Here is a 15,498-nt window from a genome sequence, read left to right on the forward strand (position 1 = left end):
GTTATTTCCGGTTTTGCAGTTAAGCCTTTTGCAGATTTATACTGTTCGATACAATAGATTAAGAAATTGCCTTCCTGACTCATAATCATGCCTCCTCCGGGAATGTGAATGTGCCTGTCTTTTTTTCTTCATCGAACATATTAAACAGAGTCAGCGCGCTCAAATGCCACAGCTTCGTATCTTCCAGCTCCAGAAAGGAATATACCTTAGAATCGTAAAATTCTTTAGAGGCAGTAACTTCATCATACGGATAATTCTCGGTAATCAGGTGGACTACCTGCGGAACAAGAAGCATGAGCATAGCTTCAAATTTCTGTTTTTCCATTAAAATTCCCCCTCCGTCACCGTGCCAATAAACTTTAAGTAGCTTAACGCCTTCTCTGAGGTAAGCACTAACTGATTATACAGCTTTTTGATTTTAAGAGCCTCCAATGTTTGTTCCTTAGTTAATGCTCCAGCAGTATAAAGGGTAAATGTGGTGTAAACATCATCGTTAGCAACAGGACCAAAGATAATATCAAATGTTTCACCCACATGTGTCTTGTCTTATACTAAGAAGCCTGCTTTTATCACATTTTCACTTGGGATATAACTCATGTATCTTCTGTCTTTATTGTTTGTAATATCAAATAAAACTATTGTGTTATGCTTCTTAGCAATTTGAAGTATATCTTCAAAGAGATAAGACTTTATGTTTACCTCTGTAGGGATATCTCCTGATATATACAATTCTTCAAGATGTATCTGCAGGTCTGTTTTATTTGTATAAACAAGCAGTGCTTCTTTTTCCAGTGCAATGCCTTCTATGGAACTAATCCATGGAACATTAGAATTTGCAACAAAAGTAAACATTTCTTTTCCTTTTAGTAATTCTTTTATGATAGTCCAATCTTTTTCACTTCGTTTACTTTTGGAAAGCTTTATAGAAAGTGTTGATAGCTCGTTATCAGATAATATATTTATTACATTCCAATCGATATCTTCATAGTTGTTTTCTTCATGTTGAGTCCTGTTTTGTAAGTCTGATTCAGAACTAAACTGCCCCCGCCTCTTGTATTCCTGCAATTGCAATGATAAAATGTCGTTAGACATTTTAAAACATATCAAACCAGATACAGGAGTCTGCATTTAATGCTTTTCGACATCATCCCTGAGAATTTTTTTCATCCTCTGACAGTGCCGGGGAAATTGGTATATTGGGAATGTATCTGCCGGTTGTTCGCAGTGACTAACCGGCAGTTGTCTTTTGGTGTGGAGCGGGATGTCCTGGTGGATGAGCTGCAGTTTTATTTTGATTCAGCGATGGCGGCACAGATGCCGGAAGAGGAATTGGAGCCAGGAGACGGTATGATTCTTGCTACAGTGCGGATACGACAGGCGGCATGAGCAGCCGGGATAAGGCGAATTTTATCCTGCGCAGGCTGGAGAGGTACGGCTGGATATCGGTGGATACGGATCACAGCTACGTGCAGCGGGTGAACTTCCGCGATTATGCGGTTCAGGTAATGAAGACGCTGCTTGCGATTTCGGAAGAGAAAAGAACAGAATATCAGGGGTATATTTATACCATTTACAGCTTAGCCCGTGCCGGTCTGGAGAATCCCGGTATCGGGCTTTTGCAGATCGTGGAGAATACGGACGCGTTGATTACAGGGCTTAAAAGTCTGAATGCGAATATCAAACGATATATTGATGAGTTGACGAAGCATTCCACGGTGGCGGAAATTATGGATGCGCTGTTGAATGATTATTATACAAATGTGGTGGATAAGGCGTACCACCGGCTTCTGACCTCGGACAATGTTTCCAAGTTCCGGCCGGAAATCCTGGAGCGGCTGGAAAGCAACAGCCGCAGCGTACGGTTCCTGAATAAGGCTGCAGGGGAAATCGCTGAACTGAGAGAGATTTCGGAGGAAGAGGCAAGGGAAGAGGTATTGTCCATGCTGCATGAGGTGATTGATGCATTTCGGCAGATGGATGAAATCTTAAGTGAGATTAACAAAAAGAATACGCGGTATCAGCGGGCCGCCATCAACCGGGCGCGTTTTTTGCTCTCTTCAGGGGAGGATGTGCGCGGGCAGCTGAAGGATATTCTGATTTATTTAAATGAACGGATTACAGAGAAAAAACTGGACTACAATGCAGTATATGAATTGGAAGAGATGGATCGGCTGATAAAGCTTTTTTCCTGGGAGTATCTGGATACGGATTCCCTGTATGCGCCGGTGGAAGGAAAGAAAGAATTTATACTGGAGGTCATGGAAAGCTTCGAAGCGAATGAGGAGCTGCGGGAAGAAAAACGCAGGAGGATGGAAGAGAAGCTGGCGCGGATATTAAGTCCTGAGAAAATCAACGTTTACGTGAAGGATATGCTGGGAGACAGACAGGTTATGGCGGCATCCGAGTTTCCGGTCAGTGAAGGGGATACCTTTATCAGGTTAATTTATATCCGTTTGTATGGGCAGCGGAAAAATATGGATTATACGCTGGAATTAAAAAATATGGCGGAAAAGTGCGGATTTCGGTTCCGGGATTTTTTGATTCGGCGAAAGGAAGGCAGATAGATGGATTTGTTTGAAGGAATGCTGCAGAAGGACAGGGATGAGTTCCGCCGGGTCTGCAATAAGCTGATGAGTATTTGTTTTATCGTCAGACGTAATGAAGCCACGAAGAGCGATTTTTACTTTATCCAGCGCTGGAAACAGGTGTTTGAGCGGTATCTGGAGGTGCTGGGTTATACGCTGGAAATCAATGACGAGTATGGGGTAATCCAGCTGGTAAACCGGGAGAACTATAATCACCTGAATTTGAAGCTGAATGACTCCATCATCCTGCTGATCCTGCGGATTTTATATGATGAGAAAAAGAGGGAGCTTTCCCTGACCGATGTGGTGGTAAATCTGGGCGATATCCAGGAAAAATATATTTCGTTAAAAATACGGGAAAAACAGATTGATAAAACGACCATGAACAATGCGCTTCGCCTGTTTAAGCGGTTCAATCTGGTGGAGCTTCTGGATCGGGACCTGATGCAGGAAGAATCCCGTGTGATTATTTATGATTCTATTTTGATGGCAGTGCGGGTAGAGGACATTAAGCGGGTGAATGATATGCTTGCGCTGTATCGGAAAGGGGGAAAAACGGAAGATGAAGAAGCTGTGCAGGATTCGGCTGATTAACTGGCATAGGTTTGCAAACGAGCTTATTGAACTGGATGATTCCGTCCTGCTTTCCGGGGAAAACGGGGCGGGCAAGTCCACGCTTCTGGATGCGATCCAGTTTGTGGTGACCTGTTCCAAGGTGCATTTTAACAAGGCTGCCCATGAAAAGGGAAAGCGGAACCTGAACAGCTACATGAGGTGCAAGACGGGACGGGAGGATCGCCCCTATGAGCGGAGCGGAGAGATTACAAGCCATATTGCCCTGGAGTTTTGGGAGGAAGGAAGAAAACAGTTCTTTATTGTGGGGGCGGTAATGGATTCGGCTTCAGAGGAGAAGGAACCCAATGTGGGCTGGTATCTGCTGGAAAACAGGCGGTTGGCGGATGAGCTGTTTCTGAGGGGAAACCAGGTGAAATCCATTTCGGTTTTCCGTGGGACAAACAAGGGGATTAAAATCTTTGCAAATACACAGACGGAAGCCAAAAAGATGGTGCAGGCCAGGTTCGGCCGCCTAGAGGACAAATTTTTTTCATTGATTCCCAAAGCCCTTGCCTTTAAGCCGATTCATGATATTAAGGATTTTGTGTATTCCTATGTTTTGGATGAGAAGGAAGTCAATATTGATGCGTTGAAGGAAAATGTCCGCAGCTATCAGGATTTGGAGCGTATGCTACAGGATGTGAAAAACCGGATTGCCAAACTGGAGGCAATCAATGAAAAAGAAGCCGAGGTGGAAAACGGTCTGCGCAGGGATCGGTTCCAGGAATATTATCTGGCGCGGGTGGATGTGGAGCTGACGCAGGAGGCCCGAGGGGATGCGAAGGCAAGGCGGGACGGCGCCCAGATGCGGGAAAAAGAACAGAAGCGCAGGGAGGAGGAGCTGCAGGAAGCCAGACGGCAGCGGCAGCAGCTCATTACGGATCTGTCGGTGGAGTTAAATACGGATAAAGAATATCAGGCGCTGCATGAGCTGGAACAGCAGGAAACGGTGTTAAAAGGGTTGCTGGCGGCTGACAAAGAGGAAATGAAGGCGCTTCACAAGGCGGTTAAGGCGGCACTGGCGGATGTGCAGAAGCTTCTTCAGGTAAAGGATGCAGACGGGTGTGTGAAGGAGTATGCCGCTTTTCTGGAAAAGCTGGAGGAATGCGAAAGCCTGGTTGACGTGAGCCTTTGTCTGGAAAAAGTTCTTTCCTATAAAAAGAATATGTATGAAAAGGTGCTAAGGAAGCTGGCTGAGACGAGGGTGGAGCTAAACGGCTGTCAGAAAGAGCTGTCTGATTTGAAAAATCGTATCGAACAGCTGGAAAAGAAGCGGCTTACCTATCCGGACAGTGTAACACAGCTGAGGCAGCGCATTAAGGAGCAGCTGCGGCAGGTTGGCAGGAGCTCGGAGGTCCGTGTATTGTGTGAGCTTTTGGATATTGTGAATCCTGCCTGGCAGAATGCGGTGGAAGGCTATCTGAATAACCAGCGCTTTTACCTTCTGGTGGAGCCGGAGGATTTTGATCTGGCCCTGAGCGTTTATGACAGGATGCGGGAAAACAGGAAGGCCTATGGTGTCGGCCTGATTAATACGGGAAAGCTGGAAAAATATGATGAGGTCCCGGCCGGATCCCTTGCCGAGGTGGTAACTTCTGCAAGCATTTGGGCAAAGCGATATGTGAATATGGTCCTGGGCAAGGTGCATATGTGCCAGAAATATCAGGATTTAAAGCTGTATCCCGTGGCCATAACCAGACAATGTATGCGGTATCAGAATCATGTGGTCAGCGCTATTAAACCGGAGGTGTATGAAACGCCTTATATCGGTGCGGAGGCTTATTTACGGCAGCTGGAGCAGTGCCGCAGGCAGCAGGAGGCTTTGCAGGAGCAGGAAGCAGCACTGGAGGAAAAGATCAGTCAGCTGGAATTTGTGACAAAACCGTTGGATACCGCTGCGGATGTGGATTTGAAGTACCGTCTCCCGGCGCTGGAGGAAAAGCGGAAGCATGAAAAACAGCTGGCGGACTGTAGGGAGGCTATGAAGTGTCTGCATGCAAATCAGACCCTGATTCAGAAAAGGCTTCATTTGGAAGAGCTGCAGAGAAGCATGAGTCAATTGGATACCGAAATAAGAGAGGCCGTAATGCTGCAGGGATATCCGGAATTTCTGGCGGAATATGATAAGCTGAAAAATTCCAGGCTTTTGGAATATGAGGAGAAGGTTTATAAAGCCAGACAGGCGGCGGAGGATGAATTCAGGGAGCAGTTTTTATCCCGTCTGCAGGAAAATATCAAGCAGGCGCAGAACGAGTTTAAGGAGCTGAACCGTTCACTTGGAGAGATTCATTTTTCCAGAGAGCAGTATGAATTTTTATATGAACCCAGCAGAAAGCTGAAAAAGTTCTATCAGATGATTATGGATGATTTCAATGTCATGCAGGGCGAATCCATTTTCAGCAGTCTGTTCAGCCAGAATCATAGAGAGGTCATTGAGGAACTGTTTGAAAAGCTGGCGCTGGACGATGAAAACAGCGCTAAAACACTGGAAGAATATACGGATTACCGAACTTATATGGACTACGATATCAAGATTACGGGTGAGGATCAAAGCTATATGCTGTATTCCAAGGTCAGCCGGGAAAAGAGCGGCGGCGAGACCCAGACGCCGTTTTATATTACCGTGGCAGCTTCTTTTATGCAGCTTTACCGGAACAGCATCGGCGGGGATGCCATTGGCCTGGTGATGCTGGATGAGGCTTTTAATAATATGGATGATGAACGGATTTCGGGGGTGCTGGAATTTCTGACCCATTCCAATTTGCAGGTTATCATTGCAGCGTCGCCGGACAAGATCCAGTATATCGGCCCTGCGGTGAAGAAGGTGCTGCTCGTATTGCAGGATGACAAAATGAGTTATGTGGAGGACTTTACCCGGGCATGAAACGGTATGATGAGAAAGTATTGAACAGCCTGTTGGATAAATATGAAAACAGCCTTTTATATACGGGCCAGAATCAGCGGAAGCAGAGCATTGAATTTCCGGTGAAAAAGAGTACGCTGCCGGAATATTTTGACGAAACCTCCATGCAGTTTGAACTGGTCCATGCCCAGCTTGCGGATATGGAGGAAAAAGGATTTGTGCGCCTGATCTGGCGGAAGGGAAAGGAAGGCCATATTCTGGAAAAGTGTCTGCTGCAGACAGAACGTGCGGAAGAAATTTATGCATGGCTGCAGCGCAGAACCAGAAAACAAAAGGAAGAGGATGTGATTCATATCTGCCGGGAATACCGGGGCAGACATCCTGCGTTGGATGCTTTTTTACAGTATGTGGAGCAAAGAATCGGGCAGGGGCAGAGCGTGGCGCAGTATGTGGATATGGATCAGCCGCAGGCGATGGCAGAACGCTGCGGGCTGATTCTGCATATTTTGGAGAACCGGACGGAAATTTTTTTAAGGGAATTTTCTGTACGGTTTTTGAAGGATTCCAAGGCGGCGGAAAAGGAGATTGCCGGGGCAGCGGGCATTATTGCCCGGTTTTTCCCGGAGAATACGCTGACAGAGCTGACGGCGGAGCAGGTGATGGAGGAATTTAATATTTTTAAGAATCCATCCTGGGTGATGGTGAAGGGCAGCGGGGTGTTTACGCTGTCCCATAAGGAGGATGGCGGACAAGATGCAAAAGTCATGGCGGACAGCCGTATTTATCTTGCTGCGCTGCAGGGCGGAATCGGTCTGTCCAGCCAGGATATCGGTGACGTATGTTGGGATGTCAGCTGTCCGGTCAGTCAAATCGTGACGATTGAAAACCTGACCTCCTTCCACCGGTGGCGGGAAGAAGGAACGCTTGCTGTTTATCTGGGCGGTTATCATAATCGGGCGAAGAGGCAGTTTTTGAGGGAACTGTACAGGGCATTCCCGGATTGTGTTTATGGGCATTTCGGAGATTTGGATTGCGGCGGCTTTCAGATATGGAAGGATTTGTGTGAGAAAACAGGAATTCCCTTTTTGCCCCGTTATATGGATATGGAAACATATTTGCAGTTTTGTAGAACGGGAAAGGACTTGACGGAGCATGACCGGAGGGAGCTGCTGCGGATGATGGAGGAGCCTTTCTTTGCAGGACAGCGGAAATTGTTTGAAACTATGCTGGAGGTAGGAAAAAAGGTGGAGCAGGAAGGTGTCTCGGTTGGTATATTTTAGGAGAATTGGAGTTATAATTCAGTTGTCTTGATTGTTGCAGGCCTCAATTATTTTTGAAAATTGTATCACAATAGCTTGTAATTAGCATACAATACGACTATAATAAAGACAAATAGAATACAGAAAGGAGATGCAATATATATGGCACAAGCTACAATAACTGCGAGAGTAGATGAACACGATAAAATAGATTTTGATGCATTCTGCGCAAACGTTGGATTAAATACGTCCACTGCAATCAATCTTTTTGTGAAGGCAGTTCTTCGTGAAAAGCGCATTCCTTTTGAAATTACGCAGTCTGTTGATCCTTTTTTTTGTGATACTAATGTGGAATACGTGAAGAAATCTGTACAGGAACTGCGTTCGGGAAAAGGAAATGCTCACGAACTGATTGAGGTCGAAGATGAGTGAAAAAATATGGTCTGATGATGCCTGGGAGGATTACCTTTATTGGCAAATGCAGGACAAAAAGACAATGAAACGAATCAATCAGCTTATTAAGGATATTGAGCGAAACGGATGCATGGAAGGGATTGGAAAACCGGAACCGCTAACAGGCGATCTTCAGGGAGAATTCAGCCGGCGTATCAATGATAAAGACCGGCTTGTATATCACATAGAAGGCGGACGTATTTATATTGCCCATTGCCGTGGACACTACGGAGACAAATAATAAGCATAAGGATTTTTGCTGTTATAGGCTGATAAAAACAAAATCCAGGAATACTCTGCCAAAAATACGAAGAAAACTGGCAGATAAGCGGAGGGGAACAATGACAAACAGAGAACGCGCCATGAACATTTTGCACTACAAGCCGGCGGATCGTATGCCTGCCGTGCATTTCGGGTATTGGGAGGAACTGCTTGCGGAGTGGGCGGATCAGAAAAAAATTCCCAAAGAACTGGCTGAACACAACTATGACGGAAGTGAAAAGGACAGGGAGCTGGATAAGCTGATCGGCTGGGATTTCAACTGGTCAACCCAGGTGGGAATGCAGAAGGGGCTTTATCCGGAATTTGAATTTAAAGTATTGGAGGAGCTTCCGGACGGCTCACAGCGGGTTCAGAACAGTGTCGGGCTGATTGAACGGATTAAGCCGGGCATCGCTTCCATTCCTTCAGAGGATGATTACCAGCTGAAGGACAGGGAGGCCTTTGAAACGCTTTATAAGCCCAAAATGCAGTATATGCCTGAGCGTATTGATTTTGAGTTTTACAAGCATTTTAATGAGACAAGGCTGCAGGACAGGCCGGTGGGGCTGTCAATCGGAAGCGTGCTGGGAGATATCCGCAATATGACCTCCGTTGTGGGCATGAGCTACCTTATTTATGATGAGGATGAAGAACTGTTTGCAGATATTGTGGATACCTATGCGGAAATGCAGTATAAATGTGTGGAGGCTGTCCTGGAAACAGGTGCGAAATTTGATTATGCCCATTTTTGGGAGGATATCTGCTTTAAAAACGGTCCTCTTCTTTCCCCGGTACTTTTTCAGGAGCTTTGTGCAAAGCATTATAAAAAGAGGACGGATCTCTGCCATAAATACGGAATTGATATTATTTCCCTGGACTGTGACGGCGTGGTGGAGAGCCTGCTTCCTACCTGGTTTGAAAATGGTGTTAACACAATGTTTCCCATTGAAGTGGGCGTTTGGGGAGACCAGTTTGAAAAGGCAAGGAATAAGTTCGGAAATGGTATGCTTGGCGTAGGGGGAATGGATAAAACAGCGCTGCGCAAGGATAAAGCGGCGGTGGATGCCGAGATCGAAAGAATGAAGCGCCTGGCCAGCCTGGGCGGTTTTATCCCCTGCCCGGACCACAGGCTGATGCCCGGAACCAAGTTTGAACTGGTTCAGTATTATGCAGAAGAAATTAAAAAAATAAAAATCTGATCTGTTTATTATTAAGCCGCGGCGCAAAATGCCGCGGCTTATATTATTTGTGTGCCCGGTGGGCACACGTTGTAAAGATGATGACTGCGTCCATTCTCCGCCGCCAGGGTGCAATATTCTTATACATAGACTGAAATATTGTACGCTCAGCACTCTTATAATCCTGGAAACCCCGTATTTACAGGCTTTGCGGCCCGCACAATACCCGCACAATAATATGCAGGAAGAAAAGGTTAATGTTCTTGTTTGTATATAAAAGTATTCCTATAATGAACCTTGCAAACACAAACTTGCAAACAAGCAAATGTATAGGAGGAAACAGGGCTATGAAGAAAAAAATGTTGGCAGTATTGCTTACCGCTGCGATGATGGCATCTTTGGCATCCGGCTGCGGCAAGAACGCACAGGAAACTGCGGAACCGGCAGCATCCTCTGCGGCGGCAGAATCAACGGCACCGGCAGCATCCGGGGACGAAGAGACAACAGCAGGGGAAACGGATCAGATAACATTCCCGCTTAATGAAACGAAGAATTTTTCCATGCTGTGTGTTATTAATGGAGATACACCCATGGATGAGGTGGATGCCTTTAAGTATCTGAACGAACAGAGCAACATTACCTTTGAGGTAAACAGTGTTCCTCAGGAGGATGCAGCGGAAAAAGAAGGACTGATTCTTTCCGCAGGAGATTATCCGGACGTTTTCATTTTTTCCAGTCTGTCAAAAAATGACATTGATAAGTACGGGGCGGAAGGAGTATTCGTTCCCCTGGAGGATTATATAAGAACCTATGCGCCCACTCTGACGAGCCTGCTGGATGAAAGAGAGCTGTGGCCTTACATAACGGCGCCGGACGGACATGTATATGAAATTCCCGCGCTGAACACGGGAGCGGAGCTTGAGGCCGGGTTCCATATCTGGCTGAATTATCAGTGGCTGGATAATCTGGGATTATCCGAACCTAAGAATCTGGATGAATTCCATGATGTCCTTACCGCATTTAAGGAACAGGATGCCAATGGAAACGGCGATCCCGGTGATGAAATTCCTCTTTCCGTACCGGATGGAATGTCTTATCTGAAGAATTACCTTCCTTATTTCGGATATAATCTGGATTCCGAAACATGGTGTGCAAACCAGGATGGAAATCTTGTATATATCCCTATCGATGAAGGATATAAAGAATTTTTAAGATATTTTACGAATCTGTATAACGAAGGACTTCTTGATCCTGCCAGCTTTACCCAGAATTATGACCAGATTGCAGCAATGGGAAGCTCAGGTGATGTGTTAGGCTGTTTCAGCGCGCTTGCTTCCTTCCAGTTCGCAGGCCGTGATCAGGATGAGGAATATCAGACGCTGACTCCTTTTGAAGGACAGGTTTATCCCCAGTCCACAGGTATTATGCATGGCAGTATGATGATTACCGACGCATGTGAGGATCCTGCAACTCTGGTTGCCTGGGCGGATCAGCTCTTTACCCAGGAGGGCGGCATGCTGTATTGGTTAGGTGTGGAAGGAAATTCCTATGTAAATAATGACGACGGGACCTGGTCCTGGAATATCGGCGGCCCTATCGGCGATGATATTGCAACGGTACGTGAAAAGGGAACTTTGAAATACCAGACCGCATTCCCCGGCATCCAGCCTGATTACTGGTTTACAGGAATCACGGATCCCGACGAATCCTATCTGATTACACAGCGTTCCAAGATGCTGGATTACGGTGAGGTTACGCTTCCTGCCATGACCTACAGTGCAGAAGAAACGGAGACAATTGCATCCCTGAAGGCAGATCTTGACAGCTACATTAACCAGTATGGCGCACAGGTTATTACAGGAGCGCTTGACCTGGATGAGAGCTGGGACAATTATGTTTCCACTATGAATACAATGGGTGCATCTGAGCTGTTTGAAATTTATAAAAATGCATTTAATGCGGCAGAAGGCAAATAGTTAACCTGATAAATAAAAGGAAGATCGCTTTGCTGGGTCTTCCTTTTATTCCTACGGAATTGAAGTGCATGGAAGGGGATGCGAAACGTGAATAAATTACCTGTCGCAGGCGTGAAAATAAAAAAGGAAAAGCGCAGCCAGCTGGTAAAGCCTCTGCATCTGAGGCTGGCTGAGGATGTCAGAAAAAACTGGATTCTGTACCTGATGATTCTTCCGGTGCTCCTGTTTTTTATTATTTTTGCCTATACCCCTATGAGCGGGGTAATTCTGGCATTTAAGGACTTTAAAGTGAAGCTGGGCATATTTGGAAGTCCATGGGTGGGACTGAAATATTTTGAACGGTTTTTTGGAAGCTACAATTTTGGACTGCTGTTGAAAAATACAATTGGAATCAGCCTCTATTCCCTGGTGATAGGTTTTCCCATTCCGATTATTTTCGCATTGCTTTTGAACTATCTGAGGCTGAAGCATCTGAAAAAAACGCTTCAAATGGTTTCCTATGCGCCTTATTTCATATCCACAGTGGTTATCTGCGGTATGATCGCTATTTTCATGGATAAGGATACGGGGATCCTGAATCAGATGATTATGGCGCTGGGGGGAAAATCGCAGGATTTTCTGAGCAAGCCGCAGTATTTTAAAAGCATATATGTGTGGAGCGGGGTATGGCAAAGTATGGGGTACAGCTCTATTATTTATATATCGGCTTTGTCGGGCGTTGACCCTGCCCTGCATGAGGCGGCGATTATGGACGGCGCCACAAAAGTGCAGAGAATCATACATATTGATCTTCCCAGCATTAAATCCACTATTATTATGCTTTTTATTTTACAGATGGGATCTTTGATGAATGTGGGATTTGAAAAGGTCTTTCTGCTGCAGAACGATCTGAATATGAGCGCTTCGGATGTTATCAATACCTATGTATACAGGGTTGGTCTGGTTCAGAACAATTACAGCTATTCAACAGCGGTAGGTTTGTTTAATTCCGTGATTAATATGGCGCTGGTCATCCTGGCCAATCAGGTATCCAAAAAACTTGCCAATGAGAGTCTGTGGTAAAGGAACGGTTTTGGAGTGCCTTTCAAATATTGAGTAAGTGCCCGCAGGGGCGGGCAGGGAGAAACTGATTGAAACAGTATCGCAGGCAGGCCTGCGATATGCAGGAGGTAAAGGTGTGAATAAAATAAAAAGAACTGGAAGAAGATTTTTGGATCCTGACAAAGTGTTTGACCTCGTTAATTTGCTCATTATGCTGGTTCTGCTGGTGATTTTTGTGTGGCCGCTCTGGTTCGTCCTGATTGCGTCAATCAGCGATCCTTCCCAGGTCTGGCAGGGGCATGTCATCCTTTTTCCCAAAGGCATTACGCTGGATGCTTATGAAGAGGTAATCAAGTATAAGACAATCTGGACAGGATACAGGAATACCATTATTTATACTGTATTGGGAACTGCTATAAACATGGTGCTTACTGTATGCGGTGCATATCCTCTGTCGCGGAAGGATTTTGTGCCGCGGAAATTTTTCATGATTATTTTTATGATTACCATGTATTTCAGCGGCGGGCTGATCCCTACCTATCTGGTGGTGAACAGGCTGCATCTGATTGATACTGTCTGGGCCATGGTGATTCCCAATGCGGTATCCGTATTTAACATTATCATAACACGTACATATTTTATCAACAGTATTCCGGATGAGCTTCTGGAGGCGGCGCAGCTGGACGGGGCGAATACGGCCCAATATCTGTTTAAGGTGGTTCTTCCGCTGTCCAAGCCCATATTGGCGGTTATTACGCTGTTCTATGCGGTGGGGCACTGGAATGATTTCTATTCCGCGCTTATTTACATAAATTCACAGCAGCTGCTGCCTCTTCAGTCCATACTGAGAAAACTGCTGCTTTCCACACAGATGACACTGCAGATCACCAGCTCGATGAGCCCGGATGAAATCATGCGGAAAACGCAGCTGGCGCAGACGCTTAAATACAGCTCTATTATCGTTTCAACGGTTCCGGTGTTATGTCTTTATCCTTTAGTACAGAAGCATTTTGTCAAAGGGATTATGATCGGATCCGTGAAGGGATAGGAGCGGCATACAACAGTTCAGGCATTTGAACTGTTACGGCAGCCTGGAGGTATGGTATGAAAAACTGGCATTGGATACAAGGGGACAACGAATGTGAATCCCCGCTTTTCAGGAGAAGCTTTTCCCTGAGGGAGCTTCCGGCATCGGCAAAGCTTGAGATTTGCGGACTGGGATATTTCTTGCTGTATGTTAACGGAAGGAGGGCCTGCGATCAGGAATTTGTTCCTGCATTTACCAATTATTCTTCGGTGCTCGGATGCGATACTACGTATCCGGTGTGGGAGGAACGCTCCCGTTACCGTTGTCTGTATCTGACCATCGATTTGCTTCCTTTCCTGAAAACCGGGGAAAATGTCCTTGGCATACAGCTTGGCAACGGCTGGTACCATCAGACAAAAAGAGTGGATGAGGGGAAATTCATATTTGGGTTCCCGAAGTTAAGATATGAGCTGCACATGCTTACCAGCGAGGGGGAAGAGGTTGTAATCGAAAGTGATCCGAAGACACTGTGGAAGCCGGGAGAGGTGACGGAAAACAATTTATTTTACGGAGAAACACAGGATCTGAGGCTGCTGCAGGAGGATTGGTGCATGGAATCTGCCGATGTCGCCGGATGGAAGCCGGCACGGCCGGTTCATGCGCCGGAGACCATCCTTGAGGAGCAGAAGTGTCCCGCAGACAGGGTGCTGCGCCAGATTCAGCCGGTATTACTGGAGGATAAGTGCGGCAGGAAATTGTATGACTGCCGGGAAAATATAGCAGGCTGGGCCGAAATACGCTGTCTGGGAAAAACGGGGGAACAGGTTTCCGTCAGGTACAGTGAAGAGCTTACGGATGATAGCTGCCTGGATTTCCGGTCAGCGGGCGGGGAAAGGCAGATACAGAAGGACAGTTATATTTGTAATGGCTCCCCGGTGACGGTACGGCCTAAATTCTGCTGGCACGGGTTCCGGTATTTTGAGGTGGAAGGAGCAGGAGAGGCAGTTTCTGTGTCAGTGGTGGGGACGCAGGCGCCGGCTGTGTCGTCCTTCCGATGCTCCAATCCTGTTTTAAACTGGCTGTATGATGCATACATCAGGACGCAAAGCGCCAATTTCCACAATTGTATCCCTTCGGACTGCCCGCACAGGGAAAAACTGGGATATACGGGAGACGGACAGCTGACATCGGAGACGGCGATGCTGACAATGGATACCAGGCGGCTTTATGAAAAATGGTATCAGGATATATTGGACAGCCAGGGGGCCGATACAGGGCATATTCCCCATACCGCACCCTTTATGGGGGGCGGAGGAGGGCCCGGGGGCTGGGGCTGCGCCGTTTATGTTGTGCCTATGGATTACTGGCGAGTCTTTGGGGATTCCGCTTTGCTGGAAAAAGGCTATCCGGCAATCTTCCGCTGGCTGGAGTACATGGAATCCCGCTGTGAAAAAGGCCTTGTCGTCAGGGAAGAGGAAGGCGGCTGGTGCCTGGGAGAGTGGTGTGCGCCGGAAGCGGAACCGGAAAAGCTGCCGGAAGCATTTGTGAATACCTGTTTTTATATTCAGGGCCTGCAGGCGCTGGGACAGATTACGCAAATTCTCCATAAGGAGGAGCCGGAATGGGTAAAGGACAGGATTCTGACGGCAAAGAAGGCGGTTATGGATACCTTTTTTGACGCAAATACAGGAGATTTCTGCGGCGGAACGGGGGCAGCCAATGCATTTGCCCTGAATGTGGGCCTTGGAACCGCGGGAACGAAGAAAAATCTTGTGGACAGGTACAGAAAGCTGGGAAGGCTGGATACGGGAATTTTCGGAACGCCTGTTTTACTGGAATGGCTTTTTAAAGTAGGAGAAGCGGATTTGGCATTCCGGCTTCTGACCAATGATAACGAGGTATCGTTTGCGAATATGATGCGCAGCGGCGCCACCACCTTATGGGAAAAATGGGACGGCGCAGATTCCCACAACCATCCGATGTTCGGGAACGTAGTGAAGCTTTTGTTTACGGAGGTTCTTGGAATCCGACAGAAGGAAGGAACCTGCGGGTTTGCGGAATATTATGTGATGCCTGCGGATATCAAAGGGCTTGATTGGGCACAGGGAACAATGCGAACTGCGGCCGGGTTGATTTCTGTCAAGTGGAATCGGGATGAGGACGGGAGGATGCAGGTGGATAGTTGGGAGGCGGGCAGCGAGAAATAGTATTTCTCACGCCCGGAATTGAAGGTGTGCCTG

The 15,498-nt window shown here is 46.7% G+C and carries 15 protein-coding genes; 12 read left to right on the top strand and 3 right to left on the bottom strand.

From position 1 onward, the window contains the following. Positions 1-85: 85 nt before the first annotated feature. Genes DXC51_RS14595 through DXC51_RS14605 form a run of 3 tightly spaced genes read right to left on the bottom strand, consistent with a single transcriptional unit; the run spans position 86 to position 1,092 of the window. On the bottom strand, positions 86-325 hold the full coding sequence (locus DXC51_RS14595; RefSeq protein ID WP_117544812.1) for a hypothetical protein: 240 nt from the start codon (positions 323-325) through the stop codon (positions 86-88). Beyond that, positions 325-534, bottom strand: coding sequence for a DUF3990 domain-containing protein (locus DXC51_RS14600; RefSeq protein ID WP_207660861.1), 210 nt, complete (start codon positions 532-534; stop codon positions 325-327). Before DXC51_RS14600 ends, DXC51_RS14595 begins: the two co-directional genes overlap by 1 nt. 12 nt (positions 535-546) lie before the next feature. Further along, positions 547-1,092, bottom strand: a complete 546-nt coding sequence (locus DXC51_RS14605; RefSeq protein ID WP_147332370.1) for a hypothetical protein — start codon at positions 1,090-1,092, stop codon at positions 547-549. A gap of 39 nt (positions 1,093-1,131) precedes the next feature. Between DXC51_RS14605 and DXC51_RS14610 the strand changes: the two genes are divergently transcribed. From DXC51_RS14610 to DXC51_RS14665, 12 genes are all read left to right on the top strand, one after another. Continuing rightward, positions 1,132-1,386, top strand: a complete 255-nt coding sequence (locus tag DXC51_RS14610; RefSeq protein WP_117544814.1) for a hypothetical protein — start codon at positions 1,132-1,134, stop codon at positions 1,384-1,386. Next, positions 1,383-2,564 (top strand): Wadjet anti-phage system protein JetA family protein, encoded by a 1,182-nt coding sequence (locus tag DXC51_RS14615; RefSeq protein WP_117544815.1) that lies wholly within the window; start codon positions 1,383-1,385, stop codon positions 2,562-2,564. The genes DXC51_RS14610 and DXC51_RS14615 overlap by 4 nt, the downstream gene beginning before the upstream one ends. Then, on the top strand, positions 2,565-3,179 hold the full coding sequence (locus tag DXC51_RS14620) for a DUF4194 domain-containing protein (protein WP_117544816.1): 615 nt from the start codon (positions 2,565-2,567) through the stop codon (positions 3,177-3,179). It abuts the gene before it with no gap. Continuing rightward, entirely contained in the window at positions 3,148-6,084 is a 2,937-nt protein-coding gene (locus DXC51_RS14625; protein WP_181970108.1) for an ATP-binding protein, read from the top strand. The genes DXC51_RS14620 and DXC51_RS14625 overlap by 32 nt, the downstream gene beginning before the upstream one ends. Beyond that, positions 6,081-7,343 carry a Wadjet anti-phage system protein JetD domain-containing protein gene (locus DXC51_RS14630; protein ID WP_117544818.1) on the top strand — a complete coding sequence of 421 codons (1,263 nt, stop codon included), beginning with the start codon at positions 6,081-6,083 and terminating at the stop codon, positions 7,341-7,343. The genes DXC51_RS14625 and DXC51_RS14630 overlap by 4 nt, the downstream gene beginning before the upstream one ends. Positions 7,344-7,484: 141 nt before the next feature. Then, positions 7,485-7,754 carry a type II toxin-antitoxin system RelB/DinJ family antitoxin gene (locus DXC51_RS14635; RefSeq protein ID WP_117544819.1) on the top strand — a complete coding sequence of 90 codons (270 nt, stop codon included), beginning with the start codon at positions 7,485-7,487 and terminating at the stop codon, positions 7,752-7,754. Beyond that, entirely contained in the window at positions 7,747-8,016 is a 270-nt protein-coding gene (locus tag DXC51_RS14640; protein ID WP_117544820.1) for a Txe/YoeB family addiction module toxin, read from the top strand. The genes DXC51_RS14635 and DXC51_RS14640 overlap by 8 nt, the downstream gene beginning before the upstream one ends. A gap of 100 nt (positions 8,017-8,116) precedes the next feature. After that, positions 8,117-9,235, top strand: coding sequence for a uroporphyrinogen decarboxylase family protein (locus DXC51_RS14645; protein WP_021640265.1), 1,119 nt, complete (start codon positions 8,117-8,119; stop codon positions 9,233-9,235). Between the two features lie 326 nt (positions 9,236-9,561). Continuing rightward, the gene (locus DXC51_RS14650) at positions 9,562-11,190 is read left to right on the top strand and encodes a type 2 periplasmic-binding domain-containing protein (RefSeq protein WP_181970109.1); all 1,629 of its coding nucleotides are present in this window, start codon (positions 9,562-9,564) and stop codon (positions 11,188-11,190) included. A 78-nt stretch (positions 11,191-11,268) separates the two neighbouring features. Next, complete coding sequence (locus DXC51_RS14655; RefSeq protein ID WP_021640268.1) at positions 11,269-12,252, top strand: ABC transporter permease; 984 nt, start codon at positions 11,269-11,271, stop codon at positions 12,250-12,252. Positions 12,253-12,367: 115 nt separating this feature from the next. Next, the gene (locus DXC51_RS14660) at positions 12,368-13,279 is read left to right on the top strand and encodes a carbohydrate ABC transporter permease (RefSeq protein ID WP_051358506.1); all 912 of its coding nucleotides are present in this window, start codon (positions 12,368-12,370) and stop codon (positions 13,277-13,279) included. 56 nt (positions 13,280-13,335) lie between these two features. Further along, positions 13,336-15,465 (top strand): family 78 glycoside hydrolase catalytic domain, encoded by a 2,130-nt coding sequence (locus DXC51_RS14665; RefSeq protein ID WP_117544822.1) that lies wholly within the window; start codon positions 13,336-13,338, stop codon positions 15,463-15,465. The last annotated feature ends 33 nt before the right edge of the window (positions 15,466-15,498 follow it).

The sequence above is a fragment of the Eisenbergiella massiliensis genome (assembly GCF_003435485.1).

Excerpts from the sequence above, each read along its gene's own strand:
- DXC51_RS14665 (WP_117544822.1), top strand. The coding sequence starts at position 13,336 with ATGAAAAACTGGCATTGGATACAAGGGGACAACGAATGTGAATCCCCG.
- DXC51_RS14610 (WP_117544814.1), top strand. The coding sequence starts at position 1,132 with ATGCTTTTCGACATCATCCCTGAGAATTTTTTTCATCCTCTGACAGTG.
- DXC51_RS14625 (WP_181970108.1), top strand. The coding sequence starts at position 3,148 with ATGAAGAAGCTGTGCAGGATTCGGCTGATTAACTGGCATAGGTTTGCA.
- DXC51_RS14655 (WP_021640268.1), top strand. The coding sequence starts at position 11,269 with ATGCGAAACGTGAATAAATTACCTGTCGCAGGCGTGAAAATAAAAAAG.
- DXC51_RS14620 (WP_117544816.1), top strand. The coding sequence starts at position 2,565 with ATGGATTTGTTTGAAGGAATGCTGCAGAAGGACAGGGATGAGTTCCGC.
- DXC51_RS14630 (WP_117544818.1), top strand. The coding sequence starts at position 6,081 with ATGAAACGGTATGATGAGAAAGTATTGAACAGCCTGTTGGATAAATAT.
- DXC51_RS14595 (WP_117544812.1), bottom strand. The coding sequence starts at position 325 with ATGGAAAAACAGAAATTTGAAGCTATGCTCATGCTTCTTGTTCCGCAG.
- DXC51_RS14640 (WP_117544820.1), top strand. The coding sequence starts at position 7,747 with ATGAGTGAAAAAATATGGTCTGATGATGCCTGGGAGGATTACCTTTAT.
- DXC51_RS14635 (WP_117544819.1), top strand. The coding sequence starts at position 7,485 with ATGGCACAAGCTACAATAACTGCGAGAGTAGATGAACACGATAAAATA.
- DXC51_RS14615 (WP_117544815.1), top strand. The coding sequence starts at position 1,383 with ATGAGCAGCCGGGATAAGGCGAATTTTATCCTGCGCAGGCTGGAGAGG.
- DXC51_RS14645 (WP_021640265.1), top strand. The coding sequence starts at position 8,117 with ATGACAAACAGAGAACGCGCCATGAACATTTTGCACTACAAGCCGGCG.
- DXC51_RS14605 (WP_147332370.1), bottom strand. The coding sequence starts at position 1,092 with ATGTCTAACGACATTTTATCATTGCAATTGCAGGAATACAAGAGGCGG.
- DXC51_RS14650 (WP_181970109.1), top strand. The coding sequence starts at position 9,562 with ATGAAGAAAAAAATGTTGGCAGTATTGCTTACCGCTGCGATGATGGCA.